A 19,274-nucleotide genomic window follows, 5' to 3' on the forward strand; every position below is an offset into this window, starting at 1 on the left:
GCCATGCACCTGCTCAGGACTCAGCCCGGCGGTTTCGTGTCGGATGACAACATTGCCGACCTTGGACAAACCCCCGCCGAGCTGGTGATCCTGTGCAGCGGCGATTCCAGCCTCGCGCTGCTCGCCGAAGCGGCGCAGCAACTGCCCGAGGATTACCCAAGTGTGCGCCTGGCCAACCCGATGCAGGTGCAGAACCATGCGTCGGTCGACCTCTACGTCGACGAAGTGCTGCGTCACGCCAAGGTCATTTTGATCTCGCTGCACGGCGGCATCGCTTATTGGCGTTATGGCGTCGAGCAGCTGGTCGAGTTGTCCGAGCGTGGCGTGCAGGTGATTCTGGTGCCGGGCGATGATCGGCCCGACCCGGAGCTCAGCGATTTGAGCACCGTGGGCGCCGAGGATCGCGACCGGCTCTGGCAGTTTCTGCGTCAGGGCGGCATGGGTAATGCGCTGGATTTCTTCCGCTGCCTGGCCAACCGCTGGCTGGCGCGGGATTACATGTGGGGCGAGCCGCAAACCCTGCCGCGCACGGCGATTTACCACCCGAACAAAAACACCGCCGCACTGAGCGACTGGCAAGCCGATTGGCTGCCCGGTCAACCGGTGGCGGCGGTGTTGTTTTATCGCTCGCATTTGCAAGCGGCCAACACGGCGTTTATCGACGTGTTCTGCCAACGGCTGCAGGCTGCCGGACTCAATCCGTTGCCGATCGCCGTGGCCAGTCTGAAAGAGCCCGGCTGCCTGTCGGTGGTCGAGGATTGGCTCGACGAGGTCGAAGCCTCGGTGATCCTGAACACCACCGGTTTTGCTCAATCCAGCCCGGAAGCACCGCATCTGCGGCCGTTCCGTCGCAACATTCCGGTGATCCAGGCGATCTGCGCCCAGGACAATGAGCCCGGCTGGCGCGACAGCGAGCAGGGTCTCGGCCCTCGTGATCTGGCGATGCACATTGCCTTGCCGGAACTGGACGGCCGGATCATCAGCCGGCCGATCAGCTTCAAGGATCTGGCCTGGCGCAGCGAGCGCAGTCAGTCCGATGTGGTGTGCTACCGGGCGCAGCCTGAACGCATGGATTTCGTCGCCGAACTGGCGCGACGCTGGGTCGATCTGGCGCGGGTGCCGAACGCTGAAAAACGTATCGCGCTGATTCTCGCCAACTACCCGACCCGCGACGGGCGCATCGGTAACGGTGTCGGCCTCGACACACCGGCCGCCGCACTGAATATCCTGCGGGCGTTGCAGGCTGAGGGTTATCCGCTGCCGGCCGAACTGCCGGACAGCGGCACCGAACTGATCCGACAACTGCTCGGCGGCGTCAGCAACGACCTCGACACCCTCGACCAACGCCCGTGTCAGCAAAGTCTGGCAATGAACGATTACCTGACGATGTTCAACGCGTTGCCCGAAGCCAATCGCACGGCGGTGCTGGAGCGTTGGGGTGCGCCGCAAAACGATCCGATGTGTCGTGACGGACGGATGATGATCGCCGGCCTGCGGTTTGGTCTGACCTTCGTCGGCATTCAGCCGGCGCGGGGTTATCAGGTCGATCCGAGCGCGGTGTATCACGATCCGGATCTGGTGCCGCCGCACGCGTACCTCGCGTTCTATTTCTGGCTGCGCCAGACCTACGGCGCTCACGGTGTGATTCATGTCGGCAAGCACGGCAACCTCGAATGGCTGCCGGGCAAAGGCGTGGGCCTGTCGGAGAACTGCTGGCCGGACGCATTGCTCGGGCCGCTGCCGAACGTCTATCCGTTTATCGTCAACGATCCGGGCGAGGGCGCTCAGGCCAAACGTCGCACTCAGGCGGTGATCATTGACCACTTGATGCCGCCGCTGACCCGCGCCGAAACCTACGGCCCGTTGCGCAATCTCGAATTGCTCGCCGACGAATATTACGAAGCGCAGTTGCTTGACCCACGCCGCGCCCGTGAATTGCAGCGGGACATTCTGCAACTGGTGCGTGACACGCAGATTGATCGTGAATTGCAACTCGACGAAGCCCTCGACAGCGATGCCGATGCGGCGATCTGGCTGCCGCGCCTGGATACCTATCTGTGTGATCTGAAGGAATCGCAGATCCGCGATGGCCTGCACATCTTTGGTGAGTCGCCGAGCGGGCGTTTGCGTATTGATACCCTGCTGGCGCTGCTGCGAATTCCCCGTGGTGATGGCAAGGGTGCGCAATCGAGCCTGTTGCGGGCGCTGGCCAAGGCGTTTGAATTGGGATTCGATCCGCTGGATTGTGCGCTTGCTGATCCTTGGATCGGCCCGCGTCCAATGGAACTGCAATCGCTGAGCGATGAAGTCTGGCGCACGGCGGGGGATACCCGTGAACGCCTTGAGCTGTTCGCAGCGCATTTGATCAAGCAGTCGCTGGCGGGGGATGTGGCACAACTGAACGCTTCGGACTGGAAAGATGTGCAGACGATCATCCAAGCGCTGCGCGAGGTGATCGCCCCACGTCTGGACGCCTGCGGCCCGGCCGAAATGCGCGGTTTGCTCGACGCGTTGAACGGCCGCTTCGTCCCCGCTGGCCCGAGCGGTGCACCGAGTCGTGGTCGCCTCGACGTGTTGCCTACCGGGCGCAATTTCTATTCGGTGGACGTGCGCAACTTGCCAACCACCACGGCCTGGCGGATTGGTTTCCAGTCCGCCACGCTGATTCTGGAGCGACACCTCCAGGACCACGGTGACCACCTTCGTCAGCTCGGTCTGTCGGTCTGGGGCACCGCGACCATGCGCACCGGCGGTGACGACATCGCCCAGGCCATGGCGCTGATGGGCGTGCGCCCGGTGTGGGCCACCGGCAGTCAGCGGGTCGATGATTTCGAGATTCTGCCGCTGAGCCTGCTCGACCGGCCTCGGGTCGATGTCACGCTGCGGGTCTCCGGCTTTTTCCGCGATGCGTTCGCCAACCTGATTCGCCTGTTCGACGCCGCTGTGCAAGCCGTGGCGGAGCTGGACGAGCCGGACGATCTCAACCCGTTGGCCGCCAAAGTGCGTGCCGAACGCGAGGCGCTGCAGCAGTCGGGGCTGGACGAGGAGGCTGCGCGACGTCAGGCCGGCTGGCGGATTTTCGGCGCCAAACCCGGCGCTTATGGCGCGGGCGTGCAGGGCGCCATCGACGGTCGTCTGTGGCAAAGCCGCGAGGATCTGGCCGAGGTCTACCTGAACTGGGGCGCCTACGCTTACGGTGGTTCCGACGAGGGCACCGCCGCCCGCGAGCAATTCGTCCAGCGCCTGAGCCAGGTGCAGGCCGTGCTGCAAAACCAGGACAACCGCGAGCATGATTTACTCGATTCCAATGATTACTACCAATTCCAGGGTGGCATGCTGGCTGCCGTGGAAAGCCTGCGCGGTGAAGCAGCGGCCAGTTACCACGGCGATCACAGCCAGCCGGATTTGCCGAAGATCCGCACCCTGAAAGAAGAGCTGAATCGGGTGATCCGTTCCCGGGCGGCGAATCCGAAATGGATCGACGGCGTCAAACGCCACGGCTATAAAGGCGCGTTCGAACTGGCGGCAACCATCGATAACCTGTTTGCCTTCGATGCGACCACGCAGTTGATCGACGATCACCAGTACGCGTTGCTGGCCGACGCCTATCTGCTGGACCCGGCGACCCGGGAGTTCGTGCGCGAGCATAATCCCCACGCGCTGCGCAACATGACCGAGCGCATGCTCGAAGCGCAGCAGCGCGGGATGTGGCAGGAGCCGGGTGCCTACAAAGAAGCACTCGAGAACCTGCTGCTGGATATAGAGGAAGAGAGCTGAACATGACCGACATCCCACATTTCCCGCTCTCCGCCGTGGTCGGCGCCGATGATCTGAAACTGGCGCTGTACCTGACCGCCATCGACCCGAAGATCGGCGGCGTGCTGATCGAAGGCCCGCGCGGCATGGCCAAATCGACCCTGGCCCGAGGGCTTGCGGATCTGCTGGCAAGCGGTCAGTTCGTCACCTTGCCGTTGGGCGCCACCGAAGAGCGGCTGGTCGGCACCCTCGATCTGGATGCGGCATTGAGCGATGGTCGCGCGCAGTTTTCTCCCGGCGTGCTGGCCAAGGCTGACGGCGGCGTGTTGTATGTCGATGAAGTGAATCTGCTGCCGGATCATCTGGTGGACTTGCTGCTCGATGTGGCCGCCAGCGGCACCAACCTGATCGAGCGCGACGGCATTTCCCATCGGCATTCGGCGAAGTTCGTGCTGATCGGCACGATGAACCCGGAAGAGGGCGAGTTGCGCCCGCAATTGCTCGATCGCTTTGGCCTGAATGTCGCCCTGGGTGGTCACACGGCACCGGCTGAGCGTGGGCAGATCATTCGTCGGCGACTGAATTTCGACAGTGATCCGCAGACCTTCTGCGCACAGTGGGAAACCGAGCAGCAAGCCCTGCGCGAGCGCTGTGAAAACGCCCGCAATGCCTTGGCCAGCATACCTCTCGATGATGAAGCGCTGGCGCAGATCACCGAGCGTTGTTTTGCTGCCGGCGTCGATGGCCTGCGTGCCGATCTGGTCTGGCTGCGTGCTGCGCGGGCTCATGCGGCTTGGCGTGGTGCAGAAGCCATTGCCGAGCAGGACATCGATGCGGTCGCCGAATTTGCACTGCGTCATCGCCGTCGCGAACAGTCTCCATCCAATGCGCAGCCTCCCGCGCAATCGCCGTCCGGCTCTCAGGCCGAGCCGAGTGAAGGGCAGGGGCAATGGGGTGAAATGCCGGCGCCGGCCCTGGCCATTGGCGCGCGCCGCGAAGTGCCGGTCTGGCCAAAAAAGCCTTAGGCATTCGCCCCCGATCCGACGCGGGGGCGAATGCCAGACCCCGCGCCGGACGCCTGGACAATGGCCGGCAAGGCAAACGTCACGCGGCACGCAGCGGTTCGGTGAACTGGCCGGGAACCTTGCTCAATGGTCGTCCGAAAGTGCGCGCGGACCTGCTGTTTCAACTGCGCACCCGCACACCCCATGAACTGTGGCTGGTGATCGTCGATGCCTCGGCCTCGACCCGTCGTCATCAAGCGTTGAGCGATGCCAAAGGCGTGCTCGCGCAATTGTTCGATGATGCTTACCGGCAACGGGCTCGGCTCGCCTTGCTGACCGCCAGTGGCTCAGCGCCGAAATGGCAGGTGCAGGGTTTGAAAGCTTCCAGTGGATTGCGAGCATGGCTCGATGAGTTGGGCGCAGGCGGCGGCACGCCATTGCTGGCGGCGCTGAACGAGGCCGAACACTGGCTGACGGTGCGTCGCAAACGATTCCCCGCCGAACAACAGCGCCTGCTGGTGCTCACCGATGGGCGCTTGAAAGAGTGCTCGGGATTGCCGGCACTGGCGTGTCCGGGCCTGTTGATCGATATCGAGCGCGGGCCGATCCGGTTGGGCCGGGCCAGACAGTTGGCGACTGCACTGGACGCGGATTACCGGCATATCGACGACCTGTTGTCTGTCTGAGGACTATGCTGCATCCAGCCCACATCACAAGGAGTGAATCATGCGCGTACTGGTTGCCAATCCTCAGGACGATTTTCGCGTAAAGGCTTACGCCGGCACCAACGGCGTGCTGCTGGCGATGGACCTCGCCGAACCCCGTCGCAAAGGCCTGCTGGGGTTTGCCATCGAGAAGCAGCAGGGCGACAAACCGTGGCAGTTCCTGTTCAACAGCCTGACCTTTCCCGGCAAGGAACACACCTTCCCGCAGTTTCACGCCACGCCCAGTGATATCGCACCGCTGCAGAAGTTTCGCTGGGCCGATTACGCGGTCAATCCCGGGACGACCATGCATTACCGAGTACATCTGGCCTACGGCACGGCCGATGCGCCGGTGCTCGGGGAGTCACTTGAGCTGAGCATTACTTCAGACGATGGTCATCCGGCCAATCAAAGCGTGATCTTCAACCGCGCCGTGGCCGCCAGTCAGGCGTTCCAGCGCAAGTTTCCCGATCTCGACGCGCAGATCAGCGCCAACAAGAACATGCCCATCGAAGCCTGGCCCGATGCGGCACGGCAATGGCTGGAGAACGGCCTGCTCGGACGCCTGCAGGGTTTCATCGAACGTGCGCCCGATGGCGAATGGGCGCTGGACATCGCGATCTACGAGTATCAGTTGCAAGCCATCATCGACACGGTGAACGCTGCATTCGATCGCGGCGTACAGGTGCGGGTTTTGTATCACGCCAAGCCCGGCGATGAAGACACCACGATGAACGAGGCCAGCCTCGCCAGGTTGCCGGAAGCCAACAAGCGCGGGCGTGTGACCCACGATATTTTCCATGACAAGTTCATCGTCCTCAGCCGTATCGCTGGCGGTGAACGGCAGCCCCAGGCCGTGCTGTGCGGCAGTACCAACTTCACCGCCAACGGTGTGTATCGCCAGGCCAACGTCGTGCATGTGCTGGATGACATGGCCGTCGCGGCCAGTTACCTGCAGACGTTCGAGCAGGTCTGGGCGACGCCGGCAGATGTCAGCGCCACCCGCGACTGGATCACCCAGCACAACCCGATGAGTCCGGCGCAACCGCTGTTTGCCGGGTTCTCGCCGCGCAGTGGTGCTGCCGATCTGCGCGAGTTTGTCGACATCATCAATACGGCGAAGAAAGATGTGCTATTCGTCACCGCGTTCACCTTGCCCGATGCCATTCTCAACGCGCTGCTCGGCCAGCCCCACGACGACATCCTGCGTTACGGCCTGCAGAACACTGCCAGTCGCATCACCGGATTCCACGCCGACCGCACGGCCGAGTTCGCCGCCACCGCGCTGCTCAACACCGGGCTGGAGGGCTGGCTGAAAGAGAACATGAAAGGCCAGAAGGGCAACCTGCTGGTGCACACCAAAGCCATCGTCACCGACTTCACCAGTGACAGCCCGACGATTATCAGCGGCAGCCACAACCTCAGCGCCGCGGCCAGCAACGGCAACGACGAGAACTTCCTGATCATCCGCGGCGACACCGAACTGGCGGACCGTTATGGCCTGGAACTGCTGCGCTTCTACGAGCATTACCGCTTCCGCTACTTTGCGAAGAAACTGGCCTTGAAGCAGGTGCAGCCGCTGGCGGCGGATGACAGCTGGACCAACGACTATTACGTCGAAGGGGATTTGCGCCAGCTGTCTCGTCTGCGGTTTGCCGGGCGCTAGGGTTTAAGCATCCATCGCCTGGCGGTACTGGCGGGTGCGGCGACTGAGGTACAAGCGGTCGCGAATCAGCGCCCAGAGTGCCGACACTTCGGGGTGCGGCTTGCGGCCCCGGCTCAGGCGCGCCATCTGGAAGCGCACCACGGCCATGTTCGCCAGCGCGGCCAGCGGTTTGCGTTTCCAGCGAATCGGCGGCAGTTGCGGCTCGCTGTGGCGACCTTCGCGCCAGTGTTTGACCAGGCTCGGTTCGATGGCCAGCGCGGTGGCGATACCTGCCATGTCGATGCCGCTGTCGAGTACCTGTTCGACGATGGGCAGGCGCCGGATGCCACCGGTGACCATCACCGGCATGCGGGCCACACTGGCCAGTTCGCTGGCCATTTCCAGAAAAAATGCCTCACGGGCCAGGGTGCGTCCGTCGCGGGCTTCGCCCTGCATGGCAGGGGCTTCGTAGCTGCCGCCGGACAGTTCCAGCAGGTCGATCGGCTGCTCGTTGAGCCATTCGATCACCTGACGAGCGTCGTCCGTATCGAAACCGCCGCGCTGGAAGTCCGCTGAATTGAGCTTCACTGCCACGCAAAACTGTGGTGAAACAGCCTGACGCACAGCCTCGATCACCGACAGCAGCAGACGTGCACGGTTTTCCAGCGAACCACCCCAACGGTCGGTACGGCGATTGGTCAGCGGCGACAGAAACTGGCTGAGCAGATAGCCGTGAGCCGCGTGGATCTGGATGCCGGTGAATCCGGCTTTCTCGGCAAGCGCGGCACTCCTGGCGAAACGTTGAATGACATCTTCGATGTCGTCCTCGGTCATCGGTTTGGGCTCGGCGAACAGTTTCGAGAACGAACCCATTTCCAGCGCCACTGCTGACGGCGCCAGCGCTTGCTGGCCCATGTTGGCGAAAGTCTGGCGGCCGGGGTGGTTGAGCTGCACCCAGACCTGCGCGCCGCCACTGCGGGCGATTTCGGCCCATTGACGGAAACGGTCCAGATGCCGCTCGTCTTCCAGCACCACGCCGCCCGGGCCGGTCATGGCGCGGCGATCGATCATGACGTTACCGGTCAGCAGCAACCCGGCGCCTCCATCGGCCCAGGCCTGATACAAGCGGAACAATTCGCGGGACGGTGCCTGGTCACGATCCGCGAGGTTTTCTTCCATGGCGGCTTTGGCGATACGGTTGCCGACGGTCTGACCGTTGGGCAGTTTCAAAATCTGGAAGGGCGACATTGCTTGACTCCTCATCAGTGATGGAGAGAGGCTAAGCTTAAAGTTAACTTTAATGTCAAGCAGGCAATTCGAGGCTGAAATGAAAATTGGTGAACTGGCACAACAGAGCGGGCTGAGCGCTTCCAGCATTCGCTTCTACGAGGCTCAGGGTCTGATTCCGAAAGTGGAACGGCTGGGCAATGGCTATCGGCGTTACCCGCCGCAAGTGCTGCAAACCCTGAACATCATCCGCAGTGCCCAGCAGGCCGGGTTTTCCCTTGAAGAACTCAAGCAGTTGCTGCCAGCCGCCGGAACCGGCGAGTTCAAGCACGAAGAACTGGTGGAGGGCTTGACGCGCAAGGTCGAGCAGATCGAAGTCATGCAGCAGCATCTGGCCCAGAGCAAGGCGCGGTTGCTGGAGGTGATCGACAGCATTCAATCCAAGCCCGAAGGCATGAGCTGCGGCGCGAATGCCGAACGGGTCCTGGCTACGATCTACCCGGAATCCTGACGTGACGGCGAGGGCGTACAGATTTTGAAATGATTTCCAGCTGTGGGAAATGTCATCCGAGCCTGTACGCTTCAAGGCCTTTTTTCATTCAGGATTTGCATGAACACCCTCTCGGAGCCTCCCAGTTCTATTCAAAGAACCACGTTCCCCTCGCGCCATGGCGCGGTCTTGACGCACTCGCAGCATCCGGTTTTCCGACTCCCGACTATCGTTGATGGCGCAGCCTTCGAGCTTTCGCGCCGCACTTTGCCGTGCCCGGCAGCCTGAAATCACTGAAGAGAGATAGAGACAGAATATGGAATGGTTAGCGGATCCCACGGCATGGCTGGGCTTGTTGACACTGATCGTGCTGGAACTGGTGCTGGGTATCGACAACCTGGTGTTTATCGCGATCCTGGCGGACAAACTGCCGCCGCATCAGCGCGACCGCGCACGAATCATCGGCCTGAGCCTGGCGTTGATCATGCGTCTTGGCCTGCTGGCGAGTATTTCCTGGCTGGTTACCCTCACGGCACCGCTATTCGAGGTGTTCGGCAAGAGCTTCTCCGGCCGTGACCTGATCATGCTGTTCGGTGGTGTGTTCCTGCTGTTCAAGGCGACCATGGAGTTGCACGAGCGGCTTGAGGGACACGTCGGCGAACGCTCGACCAACACCGCTTACGCGTTGTTCTGGCCGATCGTGGCGCAGATCGTCGTGCTCGACGCCGTGTTCTCCCTGGATGCGGTGATTACGGCCGTGGGCATGGTCGATGAACTGGCGGTGATGATGATCGCGGTGGTTGTTTCCATTGGCGTCATGATCGTTGCCAGCAAGCCGTTGACCCGTTTCGTCAACGCGCATCCGACGGTGATCATGCTCTGTCTGGGCTTCCTGATGATGATCGGTTTCGCCCTGACTGCCGAAGGCCTGGGCTTCCACATCCCGAAAGGCTATCTGTACGCGGCCATCGGTTTCTCGATCCTGATCGAGGTGTTCAACCAGATCGCCCGGGCCCGTCGCAAGCGCTCGATGCAGGGCTTGCGCCCGATGCGTGAGCGTACGGCCCACGCGGTAATGCGTTTGCTGGGAGGCCGTAAACTGGCGGTGGAAGAGGTGGGCGAGGAGATCTCCGACTTGCTGGACGATGGTGAGGCACCAAACGCGGAGCTGTTCGACCGTCGCGAACGGGTGATGATCAGCGGCGTGCTGCAACTGGCCGAGCGTCCGATCCGCACCCTGATGACCGTGCGCGCGGATGTCGATCACATTGATCTGGCGGATGACGCAGCGGCGATTCGTACGCGACTGATGCACTCTTCCTATTCGCGTCTGCCGCTGATTCGCAACGGCGCGGTGGATGAACCCTTGGGCTTCGTTCACAAGAAGGAGCTGCTCAAGGAATATCTGGCCGGCAACGAGCCAAACCTCGAGCACCTGGCGCGCAAAACGCTGAACCTGCTCGACAGCTATTCGATCCTCAACGCTCTCGAGCAGATGCGCGCTGCGTCGACCCACATTGCGTTCGTTGTAAACGAGTTCGGTGATTTTGTCGGCGTTCTGACGATGACCGACATCCTCGAATCGATTGCCGGCGAGCTGCCGGACGCCAGTGAAATCGCTGGCCCGGACGTGGTCGAGGAGCAGGGCGGGTTTGTGGTGAATGGCGCGTTGAACCTGACGCGGATTCGCCAGCGCACCGGTTTCACGGCCGAACCGACCGAGGATTACCAGACCCTCGCCGGGTTGGTGATGAGTCTTCTGGATCGGCTGCCGATGAAGGGCGATCGCCTGGAGCATGCCGGTTGGGGGATGACCGTGATGGCGGTCGAGGAGCGACGGGTAACGCGAGTGTTGCTCAAGCGTGAGGCCTGACGGCCTCACTGATGAAAGGTGTACCGGTCTTTCCCGGTGTGCTTTGACTCATACAACGCTTCGTCAGCCTTGATCAGGGCCTGGTTGAGGGTATCGCCATCTTCGACCCGGGCCACACCGATGCTGATGGTCACCGGATGCCGGGTGGTTTGCTCACGCACCACCCGGCACAACTCACCGGCCAATGTCTCGACGTCCTCGCGGCGTACGCCCGCCAGATAAATCGCAAACTCCTCGCCACCCAGTCGCGCGTATTCGAACGGTGCCATTACCGCTTTGATGTCGGCTGCGATCCGCTTGAGCACTTCATCGCCGATGTCGTGGCCGTACACATCATTCACTTTCTTGAAGTTGTCGATGTCGATCATCGCCAGGTAATGGTCGTGCTCGCGAGGCGCTGTTTGCAGGCTTTTTTCGGCGCGGGTCATGAACGAGCGGCGGTTGGGGATTTCCGTCAGGGTGTCGTTGTAGGCCTGATCCAGCAACAGCTTGGACATGATGTAGTTGTAGAGCTTGGTCTCGCGCAGCTTCAAAAACGTGTAGATCGTCAGCGCACAGAGAAACACGCTGTAGGCGATGGTCATGACGCCTTTGAGTTCCAGCAGGCCGATACCGGTGCCCATGAAGGGGTTGAGTATCAGCCAGGTGACGACCTGCGCAGCGAAGAATGACCAGCGACTGAGTGGCAGCACGGAGGCGCTGTAAAGCGTGGTGGCGGCAGCGAGCACCAGCCAGATGCCGTGAAACGTCGGCGGCAAACCGTCGATCACCAACCGTATGCCCAGGGTGATGAGGAACACGAAGGTCAGGTTAAGCCAGTCGAAATGACGGGCCTTGCGCGTGAACATCAACACCACGGCGAGCACGGCGAACGCGGCGATGAATACCATCGAGCGCCAGGTAAAACCCTGATCGCCGAGAAAACTGACGATCAAGTCGAAGGCCAGCCAGATGCCCATGCTGGCCAGGTAGATCAGCAGGCAGAACGAATGCAGCCGCTCGAACTCATGCTGGATGAACTCGTCCCACAACTCGGCGGGTGCGGTTCGCTTCAGGACTTCGTCTTCAATGGTTTTGTACATTGCTGCCCGGATGCTTGCGCTGATTGTCGAGAATCACCTGTCCCCACGGCCGGTATCGCAGGGAGAACACGGCAGTTTGATGACAGCCGGTGGAGGTGGCATCCGGAGTTGCCGGCTCGGCGCGGAAAGCCTCGCCTTCACGGCTGACCTGGCGGAACGCTTCACGCACGATGCCGACGGAGCAGGGCAGTGCGCTGGCATAGCCGTTGCGCACCAGCACTGGCAAGCGCCCGGTACCCGCACCGTCCTGCCACCAGACCTGTGCGCCGGCCGCCGTCAGATCCCCCAGCCATTGGGCATTGACTGTCGGGGCCAGCTTGCCGGCACTGAAGGCACTGACATGCAGCGGTGCGTCCAGTTTTGCTGCGAAGTCTTTCAACTGACGCTGGAGCGTTGCCCGTCGATCCGACGCCAGAAAGTGCAAGTCATCCAGCTCCAGCGGCAGATACCAGCCGCTGACCGGCAGCTTCCACTCCTGGCGCAGCTTCTGTTGCTGTGCCAGCGATTGTCCCAGTTGCGCTTGCCAGTAGGCACCGAGGCCGGCGCTGTCCAGTTCGTCGATGCGTTTGTAGTACGCCGGGTCCATCGACAGCCCGAGCACCAGTTGCAGGCCTTGCTGTCGGGCGAGTTTCAGGCTGTTGGCGAGCCAGCCATTGGCGCCGCCAAAGTCCGAGTCGCCGTACGCGGTCCACTGCACAATCACGGTTCGCGTGCCTTGCCGGGCCGTTTCCTGCCAGACTTTCTGCCACTGCGCCTGGGTCAGGCCGGCGTCGACATTCAGCGGCTGATAGAACACCCGCTCATCGGCCCGTGCGAGAGTGGCGCCCATCAGCAGGCAGAAAAACAACATCCATCGAGCCATCAGAAATTCCACTCCACGCCCAGCAGCACACCGTTGCCGCCTTCATACAGATTGCCGCCCAGCGACTGTTGATATTCGGTGCGTACCGTCAGTTTCGAACGGTAGGCGTTGTAGCGGTCTTCGTCGTACCACCATTGCCAGCGCAGACCGACACCGGTGCGCAGATCCTGGCGCCAGTCGTTGCTCGGGTCCTGGCTGGCAAATTCGAGGAAGCCGTAAGGCATGATCGTCTGGGCGCCGCTGTTCGGCAGCTTCCACGCATGCCCCTGCTGGAATCGCGACAGCCACTGGTGATCGCCGGCCTTGGTCCACCAGGCGGCATCGAGGTAGAGGAAGCGTTCGTCCCAGTCGTTTTCGTCGACGCGCCAGTCGTTGCGGTACTTGCCCTGATCGAGGAACGAGGCCGTAGCACGCAACAGGTAGTCGGTGGTGGTATGGCCGTCCTGGCGATGATCATTGATCTGATCCAGCAGTTTTTCCGGCACAAGCATCTGGCCGAGGCTCAGGCTGTGGTTGTCGTCATCGTTGAACTGGCTCTGTTTGTAGATCTCACCGTAGAAGTTGATGTTCTGCGTGCCCCACGGCTTGTAGCGCAGACCGACACCGGCGGCGAGGGACTCGGCGTAACTGGAGCGACCTTGTCCACCGAGCAGCACCCGGCCATACACCGACAGCGTACTGCCGGCGCGGCTCGGTTCATCGCCGAGGGCGTGATCCCACATCGCCAGTTGTACGTTTTGCGAGTCGGCGCGGCGGTTCGAACCTTTGCTCTCGTCCGGGCGCACGAAGTCATTGGTGGAAACTCCGGCCGGTGACCAGGTGCTGGCAATCGTCCGGCTGTCGCGGCGGGAGAGGGTTTCATGGGCACGGCGCTGACGGTAGCGGCGCGCTTCCATGCTGCCATCCTCGTCGTCGGCGGCCACCGGGTTCTGTTCCAGATCGATCACCCGGCGCAGTTCCTTGCGGGCCGAGGCGCTGTCTTCCACTTCGTCATAGCGCCAGGCCAGGGTTTCACCGAGTCGGTAATCCTCAGGGAAGTCACGGGTGGCCTGTTGCAGATAGGGGATCGCGGTGGCGCGTTCTTCGCGGGTTTCGGCGCCGGCCAGGCGCATGCCGTAGTCGGCGCGGTAACGCGGGTTGTTCGGGGCGCGGCGTACGGCCTCGGCCAGCCATGCGGTGCTTTGCGGCAAGTCCCCCGCCTTTTGCGCGGTGACCGACGCGGCGTAGAAATGCCCGGCGTCCGGTGCTTGTTGCAAGGCTTTGCGCTGACGTTCAAGTGCCTGGACATGATCGCCACGGGCATCGGCGATGGCTGCACCGAGGGCCCACTCATTGGCGCCCCGCGTCGTGCTTTGCTGCCAGTAACCTTCAGCGGCCTGGCTATCACCGGCATTCAACGCACTGCGGCTGGCGGTAAGGCGGGCGTTGTCGCTCAGTTCTGTTGCGGGAATGCTGCGCCAGATGGCCAGCGCACCAGCGGAATCGCCAGCGGCTTCGAGGGCGTAGGCCAGCGGCAGCCGGCCGCTGCGGTCACCGAGTTTTTCCGCTTGCTGGTAATACACGACAGCCTCACCCGGCCGCTCCGGCATCGCGCAACGTCCGAGGGCTCGGTAATCGCCTGCGACCTGCGGGTGGTTGCCGATGGCTTGCTGAACGGCATCGCACTGGCCGTTTTCTGCAAGTTGCGCGAGTAACTGACCACGGGTGGCGCCATCCACATGGGTGAGCAACAAAACCATGCGTCGTTGTTGTTCCGGTGTTGTGGTTTTCGAAGCCGAATACAGACCGGCCAGACGTTGCAGCGCTGTGGCCGGCAAGCGTCCTTGATGGCGGTCGAACGCGGTTTCCAGCAACTGTTGCGCCTGTGCGCGATCACCATTGTTTACTGCCAGATAAGTGGCCTGATTCAGCGAATTCAGGTTGCCGGTCTGCCGGTAGTGAAGCTCCCACAACGTCTGCGCTTCGGTCATGCGTCCCATGCGCTGCGACAGTTCGGCCCGACGCTTGACGATGTCGGCGGTCTGCGTCTGGCCGGCCAGCCAGGCATCGACTTTGTCACCGCGCCCCTGATCCTGCCAGACATTCAACAATTGCTCCTGACGGCGGCTGTCCCAGGGCTGCGGCAGCCGGGTGGTTTGCAGCAGGTCAGTGGCTTGCAGGCGTTGGGCGAGTATCAGCCAGGTTTGCGGGTCGTCGTCCGGCGTGCAACCGCGAAATTGCTTGAGCGCTGCTTCCGGATCCTGGCGCGACAGCCATTCGGCGGTCTCCAGGCAAGGACGCTGCAGGTCGTTGCTCAAACGCTGCACGGTCGGCACGTCTTCGGTCTTGCGCGCCAGTTCCCACAGGCGCTGACGTTGTGCGGGATCGGCCAGATCGGAGTCCGGCAACGACTGAATCCAGCGTTGCGCCTGTTGCTCGTGGCCCATGGCAATGGCGCGGTCGACCATTGCCAGGCGGACTTTGCGCGCAGCCTCGGGGCTCGGGGCCTGTTGCAACAGTTGTTGCAGCGGTTTTTCGTCCAGGCGCTGGACGTAGGCATTGGCCAGACGTTGCCAGCCTTCGGCATCCAGCTGTTTGCGGGCAGCGAGCGGTGCGAGCTGGTCGATGGTGCCGCTCCAGTCGCGCAATTGCTCCGACCAGTTGGCCCGTGCCAGACGCAGGATATTGTCATCACCCTTGGGCGACAGTTGAGCGAGCCAGTCGTGGGCCTTGGCCGCGCCGCCGAACTTGGCCAGGCTCAGGCTATAAGCCTGCCACAGGCGTACGCGGTCATTCAGGCTGCTGGTGGCCATCCAGCTTTCAACCTGAGTGCTGGTGGGGGGATCCTGTTCGATCCAGGTCAGGCGCAGGTCGAGGAGGGCGTCGCTGTTGGCCGGCAACGCTTGCATCGCGTCTTTGTAACGGCGTTGTTTGGCCAGCGATTCAACCAGCAGTGCCCGGGCCTCGTCGTTTTTCGGGACCTTTTCCAGCAAGTGGCGCATCAGTCGCTCGACTTCTTTCCAGTTGCCCTTTTTTGCTTCGCGATAACTGCGGTCCATGTAGGGATAGCTGCGGAACTGTTCGAAGTCGCTCAGCGGCGCAGCCTGTAGCGGGTACGCAGCGCTCAGGCCCAGCAGCAGGCTGCCCATCAGCAAGGTGTGACGATGCACAGGCTTCATGCGACCTCCCGGACAATGCGGTAGGCGGCTTGCTGCTCGCTGGCCTGATCGGCCAGGGCCTGTTCCAGGACTTCCTGGGTAATCATGCCCCGGGAAATCAGGTGTTCGCCAAGGGACATCTGTTCGGCGTCAAAGTCGATCAGCGCCTGATTGAAAAGAGTCGGCGGCACCATGCCGCGTACCTGCAACAGATTGCCCAGCAGCACCTGATGGCGGCTGACCCGCTCCAGCAAGGCTTCATCGTCCTGATGGCGCTCAAGCACTTCGAGCATATGACGCACTTCCTCATTCTGGCGGGGACTCGCGTACCAGTAGCGAATCCCCAATGTGACGCGGCCCTGGGGTGCCAGTCGGCTACGCACCGGGCGCTTCAATTGTCGGCTGATGGCGCCGAGCGAGACCTGACTGACCGGGCCTTCGGAGGTCAGGATCAGGGTGTCGCCATCTTCGGCCACCGGCAGCACGCCGTAGTGCGACGCGACCCGGCGTGGCACGGCATCGATCAGGCGCTTGTCGAGCTTGAACGGGTTGAGCGGTGCCCATTCCAGATCCAGCTGTTCGGCCAAGGCTTGTACCAGCTGTGTGCTGTCGATGTATTCGCGAAGCAGCAATTCGCGCCCAAGACGCCGGCGCACCGGGCTGGTGATCGCCGCTTCCAGTTGCTCTTCGGTCAGCAAGCCTTTTTCCACCAGTCGATGGCCGAGCGGGGTACGTTGTGCCTTGGTCAGTGCCGGGAATTCGTGGGTGGTTTTGTCCCAGGCCACGCGCCGCGAGTCGCCCATCTCCATCACCTGGCGCAGGGCGCGCAGGTTGGCGAAGAAGTTGACGAAGTTGCTCCACATCATGCGCGGCGCCGACAACAGCCCTTCGACCAGTCCGTAATAGCGGGTGACGAACCAGCCACGCTGGAACAGACGGTTGAACAGCATCAGCCCGTTGAGCCACAGCAGCACCGAAAGCAACGAACTGTCGGCAAGGATCGACGGATAGCGCCACGAGTCCGGGGAAATCACCGTGACCGCCCACATCGCCAGCAGCACGAGGAACAGCAGGTTGACCAGAAAGCTCAGCAAGTATGCGATCAATCCGCGACGGTCACGCCACAGGAAGTAATTGAGCAGACCCTTGCGGCTCCAGCCGAGGTTTTTGGTGCCCTGGAACACGATGCCGACGATCCACCGTGATTTCTGCCGGATCGCGTGCTGCAAGTCCCGTGGGAAATGTTCACGTACGCAGATCACCTGAGAGAACTCGCGGTTCATCCCGAACACCCAGGGTTGTTCCAGCGCCAGTTTCGGATCGCTGACCGAGTAGCGGGCGAAGATGCATTTCATGCCTTTCTGCTTGAGGCGGAAACCGATGTCGTAGTCTTCGGTGAGACTCTGCACATCGAAGGCAATGCCGTCGCCGTCTTCCAGCAGGGCGCTGATGGCTTTACGGCTGAAGCACGTGCCGACCCCGGCACTCGGCACCTGGCCGGTGAGGGCCTCGCGCACGATGACGTCCTTGCCGTGGTTTTCGGCGAACTCATCGACGTAGTGGCCGGCAGTGAAACCCTTCCATTCTGGTGCGTAGGGGTAGACCGGAATCTGGATCAGGTCCTTGTTCGGCAGCAGGTAGTTGTAGAGGCGCAATTCCATCGGCGAAATCACGTCTTCGGCATCGTGCAGGATGAACCCGGCGAACTGGATTTTCGCCTCGCTCTCGAAGCGCAGGATCGCGTCGATGATGTTGTTCAGGCAGTCGGCCTTGCTGGTCGGGCCCGGTCGGGCGCACACCACTTTGTGTACGTTGGGGTAGTGCTGGCAGACCGCGTCGACATCGGCCTGGGTCTCGGCGTCGTTGGGGTAGGTGCCGACGAAAATCTGATAGTTCTCATAGTCGATGGTCGAGGCGGCAAGGCGTGCCATCTCGCCGACCACGCCAACTTCGTTCCACGCCGGCACCATGATCGCCAGCGGCTTCTCGGGAATCGAGTACAGGCGTTCCTCGTCGGCTCGCTTGAATTTCTCGTAGATCCGCCAGCGCCGGATGAACTTGCGGCTCCAGTACACGAGGTCGATGAACAGGTCATCGAGGCCAAGGATGAACATCAGCAGGGCGAGGATGATCGCCACATACTTCAGACCAAACAGCACATACGCAAAGAAGTCGACCCAACCCAGACTCATACGCCGTTACCCGCCGCCGAGCGTGCGCTCAGCCAGGCGTGGAGGCGTTTGGCGATGCGTTCACTGGCGTGGCCGTCACCGTACGGACTGTGGACGCGGCTCATGCGTTGGTAGGTTGTTTCGTCATCCAGCAACTGGCTGGCTTCCTTGACGATCTTCACGGTGTCGGTGCCCACCAGTAACACCGTGCCGCCCTCGAGTACGGAAGGGCGTTCGGTAACGTCACGCAATACCAGCAGCGGTTTGCCGATGGCCGGCGCTTCTTCCTGGACGCCGCCGGAGTCGGTCAGGATGAAGTGCGCACGGCCCATCAGCCAGACGAAGTTCGGGTAATCCTGAGGGGCGACCAGATAGATGTTGGGTTTGTCGGCGAGCATGCCGTACACCGCACTCTGCACCTGCGGGTTGAGGTGCACCGGGTAGACGAATTGCACATCCGGGTAGCGCAGGGCGAGATCGGCCAGGGCCTGGCAGATGTTCTGGAAACCGTCGCCGAGATTCTCCCGACGATGGCCGGTGATCAGCACCATGCGACGGCTGTCGTCGAGCACTGACAAGGGGGAATCGGCCGCCGGCCGCCACTGGCTTTGCTGCTGGTGCGTGCGCATCCACAGCAGCGCATCGATCACGGTATTGCCGGTGATTTCGATGTTGCCCTGCGGCACGCCTTCGCGCAGCAGATTGGCCTCGGCCTTGCCGGTCGGCGGAAAGTGCAGGTCGGCGATGACGCCGGTCAGGCGCCGGTTGGCTTCTTCCGGCCAGGGCGCGCGCAGGTTGCCGGTACGCAAGCCTGCCTCGACGTGGCCGATTGGCAACTGGCGATTGAAGGCGGCGAGGGCGGCGATGAAGCTGGTGGTGGTGTCGCCGTGGACCAGCACGATGTCCGGTTTGACCCGTTCGTAGGCCTGATCGAGTTGTGCAAGCAAGTGTTGCGAGAGACCGTTGAGGGTCTGGCCCTGGGTCATGACTTGCAGGTCTTCATCGACCGTCAGTTCGAACGCGTCGAGGACCTGCTTGAGCATCTCGCGATGCTGGCCGGTCGAGCAGATGTTGAGTTTGATGTCGGGCCACTGACGCAGAACCCGGGCCAACGGGGCCATTTTGATGGCCTCCGGGCGAGTACCGAAAACCATCATGACGTTAAAGGACATTAGACCCCTCCTGGGACGAAGCAAGGCCGTGGCCGGGTAGCCAGCAGCACCTATCTCTTTCTGAGAAATAAAGAAAAGCAGCCGGATGGGAGCTTGTCCAATCCGGCCTCGAGGCTAGTTGTTGCAGATCAATTGGAACGAAAGTGCCATT

Annotated in this window: 12 protein-coding genes; 6 read left to right on the forward strand and 6 right to left on the reverse strand. The window is 62.1% G+C overall.

The genetic code is table 11. From position 1 onward, the window contains the following. The first annotated feature begins 3 nt into the window (after positions 1-3). The 4 genes from cobN to ACKLNA_RS04140 are packed head-to-tail and all read left to right on the forward strand — an operon-like array spanning position 4 to position 7,130. Positions 4-3,777 carry a cobaltochelatase subunit CobN gene (gene cobN / locus ACKLNA_RS04125; protein WP_408984950.1) on the forward strand — a complete coding sequence of 1,258 codons (3,774 nt, stop codon included), beginning with the start codon at positions 4-6 and terminating at the stop codon, positions 3,775-3,777. 2 nt (positions 3,778-3,779) lie between these two features. Beyond that, complete coding sequence (locus ACKLNA_RS04130) at positions 3,780-4,781, forward strand: ATP-binding protein (RefSeq protein ID WP_408984951.1); 1,002 nt, start codon at positions 3,780-3,782, stop codon at positions 4,779-4,781. Next, positions 4,763-5,446, forward strand: coding sequence for a vWA domain-containing protein (locus ACKLNA_RS04135; RefSeq protein WP_408985551.1), 684 nt, complete (start codon positions 4,763-4,765; stop codon positions 5,444-5,446). Before ACKLNA_RS04130 ends, ACKLNA_RS04135 begins: the two co-directional genes overlap by 19 nt. 40 nt (positions 5,447-5,486) lie before the next feature. Further along, a complete protein-coding gene (locus ACKLNA_RS04140) occupies positions 5,487-7,130 on the forward strand; it encodes a phospholipase D-like domain-containing protein (RefSeq protein WP_408984952.1) in 1,644 nt (547 codons plus the stop codon). Positions 7,131-7,133: 3 nt separating this feature from the next. Here the strand turns inward: ACKLNA_RS04140 and ACKLNA_RS04145 are convergent, their stop codons facing one another. Then, positions 7,134-8,357, reverse strand: coding sequence for an NADH:flavin oxidoreductase/NADH oxidase family protein (locus ACKLNA_RS04145; RefSeq protein WP_408984953.1), 1,224 nt, complete (start codon positions 8,355-8,357; stop codon positions 7,134-7,136). Positions 8,358-8,436: 79 nt separating this feature from the next. On the opposite strand from ACKLNA_RS04145, the gene ACKLNA_RS04150 reads away from it, so the two are divergent. Together ACKLNA_RS04150 and ACKLNA_RS04155 are read left to right on the forward strand one after the other, a co-directional pair. Continuing rightward, complete coding sequence (locus tag ACKLNA_RS04150) at positions 8,437-8,847, forward strand: MerR family transcriptional regulator (protein WP_408984954.1); 411 nt, start codon at positions 8,437-8,439, stop codon at positions 8,845-8,847. Between the two features lie 295 nt (positions 8,848-9,142). Further along, the gene (locus ACKLNA_RS04155) at positions 9,143-10,699 is read left to right on the forward strand and encodes a TerC family protein (protein WP_408984955.1); all 1,557 of its coding nucleotides are present in this window, start codon (positions 9,143-9,145) and stop codon (positions 10,697-10,699) included. A gap of 5 nt (positions 10,700-10,704) precedes the next feature. Here ACKLNA_RS04155 and ACKLNA_RS04160 read toward each other — a convergent pair whose 3' ends face one another. Genes ACKLNA_RS04160 through wecB form a run of 5 tightly spaced genes read right to left on the reverse strand, consistent with a single transcriptional unit; the run spans position 10,705 to position 19,123 of the window. Continuing rightward, a complete protein-coding gene (locus ACKLNA_RS04160; RefSeq protein ID WP_408984956.1) occupies positions 10,705-11,781 on the reverse strand; it encodes a diguanylate cyclase domain-containing protein in 1,077 nt (358 codons plus the stop codon). Further along, positions 11,765-12,643 carry a DUF4434 family protein gene (locus tag ACKLNA_RS04165; protein WP_408984957.1) on the reverse strand — a complete coding sequence of 293 codons (879 nt, stop codon included), beginning with the start codon at positions 12,641-12,643 and terminating at the stop codon, positions 11,765-11,767. Before ACKLNA_RS04165 ends, ACKLNA_RS04160 begins: the two co-directional genes overlap by 17 nt. Further along, positions 12,643-15,801: an NfrA family protein gene (locus ACKLNA_RS04170; protein ID WP_408984958.1), complete on the reverse strand. Its 3,159-nt coding sequence runs from the start codon at positions 15,799-15,801 to the stop codon at positions 12,643-12,645. Before ACKLNA_RS04170 ends, ACKLNA_RS04165 begins: the two co-directional genes overlap by 1 nt. After that, complete coding sequence (gene nrfB, locus ACKLNA_RS04175) at positions 15,798-17,972, reverse strand: cyclic di-3',5'-guanylate-activated glycosyltransferase NrfB (protein ID WP_408984959.1); 2,175 nt, start codon at positions 17,970-17,972, stop codon at positions 15,798-15,800. The genes ACKLNA_RS04170 and nrfB overlap by 4 nt, the downstream gene beginning before the upstream one ends. Then, positions 17,969-19,123 carry a non-hydrolyzing UDP-N-acetylglucosamine 2-epimerase gene (wecB, locus tag ACKLNA_RS04180; RefSeq protein ID WP_408984960.1) on the reverse strand — a complete coding sequence of 385 codons (1,155 nt, stop codon included), beginning with the start codon at positions 19,121-19,123 and terminating at the stop codon, positions 17,969-17,971. Before wecB ends, nrfB begins: the two co-directional genes overlap by 4 nt. Positions 19,124-19,274: the final 151 nt, after the last annotated feature.

Origin of the sequence: Pseudomonas sp. UV AK001 (genome assembly GCF_046097675.1) — a bacterium.
Classification (GTDB): Bacteria; Pseudomonadota; Gammaproteobacteria; order Pseudomonadales; family Pseudomonadaceae; genus Aquipseudomonas; species Aquipseudomonas kribbensis.

Excerpts from the sequence above, each read along its gene's own strand:
- wecB (WP_408984960.1), bottom strand. The coding sequence starts at position 19,123 with ATGTCCTTTAACGTCATGATGGTTTTCGGTACTCGCCCGGAGGCCATC.
- ACKLNA_RS04140 (WP_408984952.1), top strand. The coding sequence starts at position 5,487 with ATGCGCGTACTGGTTGCCAATCCTCAGGACGATTTTCGCGTAAAGGCT.
- ACKLNA_RS04130 (WP_408984951.1), top strand. The coding sequence starts at position 3,780 with ATGACCGACATCCCACATTTCCCGCTCTCCGCCGTGGTCGGCGCCGAT.
- ACKLNA_RS04165 (WP_408984957.1), bottom strand. The coding sequence starts at position 12,643 with ATGGCTCGATGGATGTTGTTTTTCTGCCTGCTGATGGGCGCCACTCTC.
- ACKLNA_RS04150 (WP_408984954.1), top strand. The coding sequence starts at position 8,437 with ATGAAAATTGGTGAACTGGCACAACAGAGCGGGCTGAGCGCTTCCAGC.
- ACKLNA_RS04170 (WP_408984958.1), bottom strand. The coding sequence starts at position 15,801 with ATGAAGCCTGTGCATCGTCACACCTTGCTGATGGGCAGCCTGCTGCTG.
- ACKLNA_RS04145 (WP_408984953.1), bottom strand. The coding sequence starts at position 8,357 with ATGTCGCCCTTCCAGATTTTGAAACTGCCCAACGGTCAGACCGTCGGC.
- ACKLNA_RS04160 (WP_408984956.1), bottom strand. The coding sequence starts at position 11,781 with ATGTACAAAACCATTGAAGACGAAGTCCTGAAGCGAACCGCACCCGCC.
- cobN (WP_408984950.1), top strand. The coding sequence starts at position 4 with ATGCACCTGCTCAGGACTCAGCCCGGCGGTTTCGTGTCGGATGACAAC.
- ACKLNA_RS04155 (WP_408984955.1), top strand. The coding sequence starts at position 9,143 with ATGGAATGGTTAGCGGATCCCACGGCATGGCTGGGCTTGTTGACACTG.
- nrfB (WP_408984959.1), bottom strand. The coding sequence starts at position 17,972 with ATGAGTCTGGGTTGGGTCGACTTCTTTGCGTATGTGCTGTTTGGTCTG.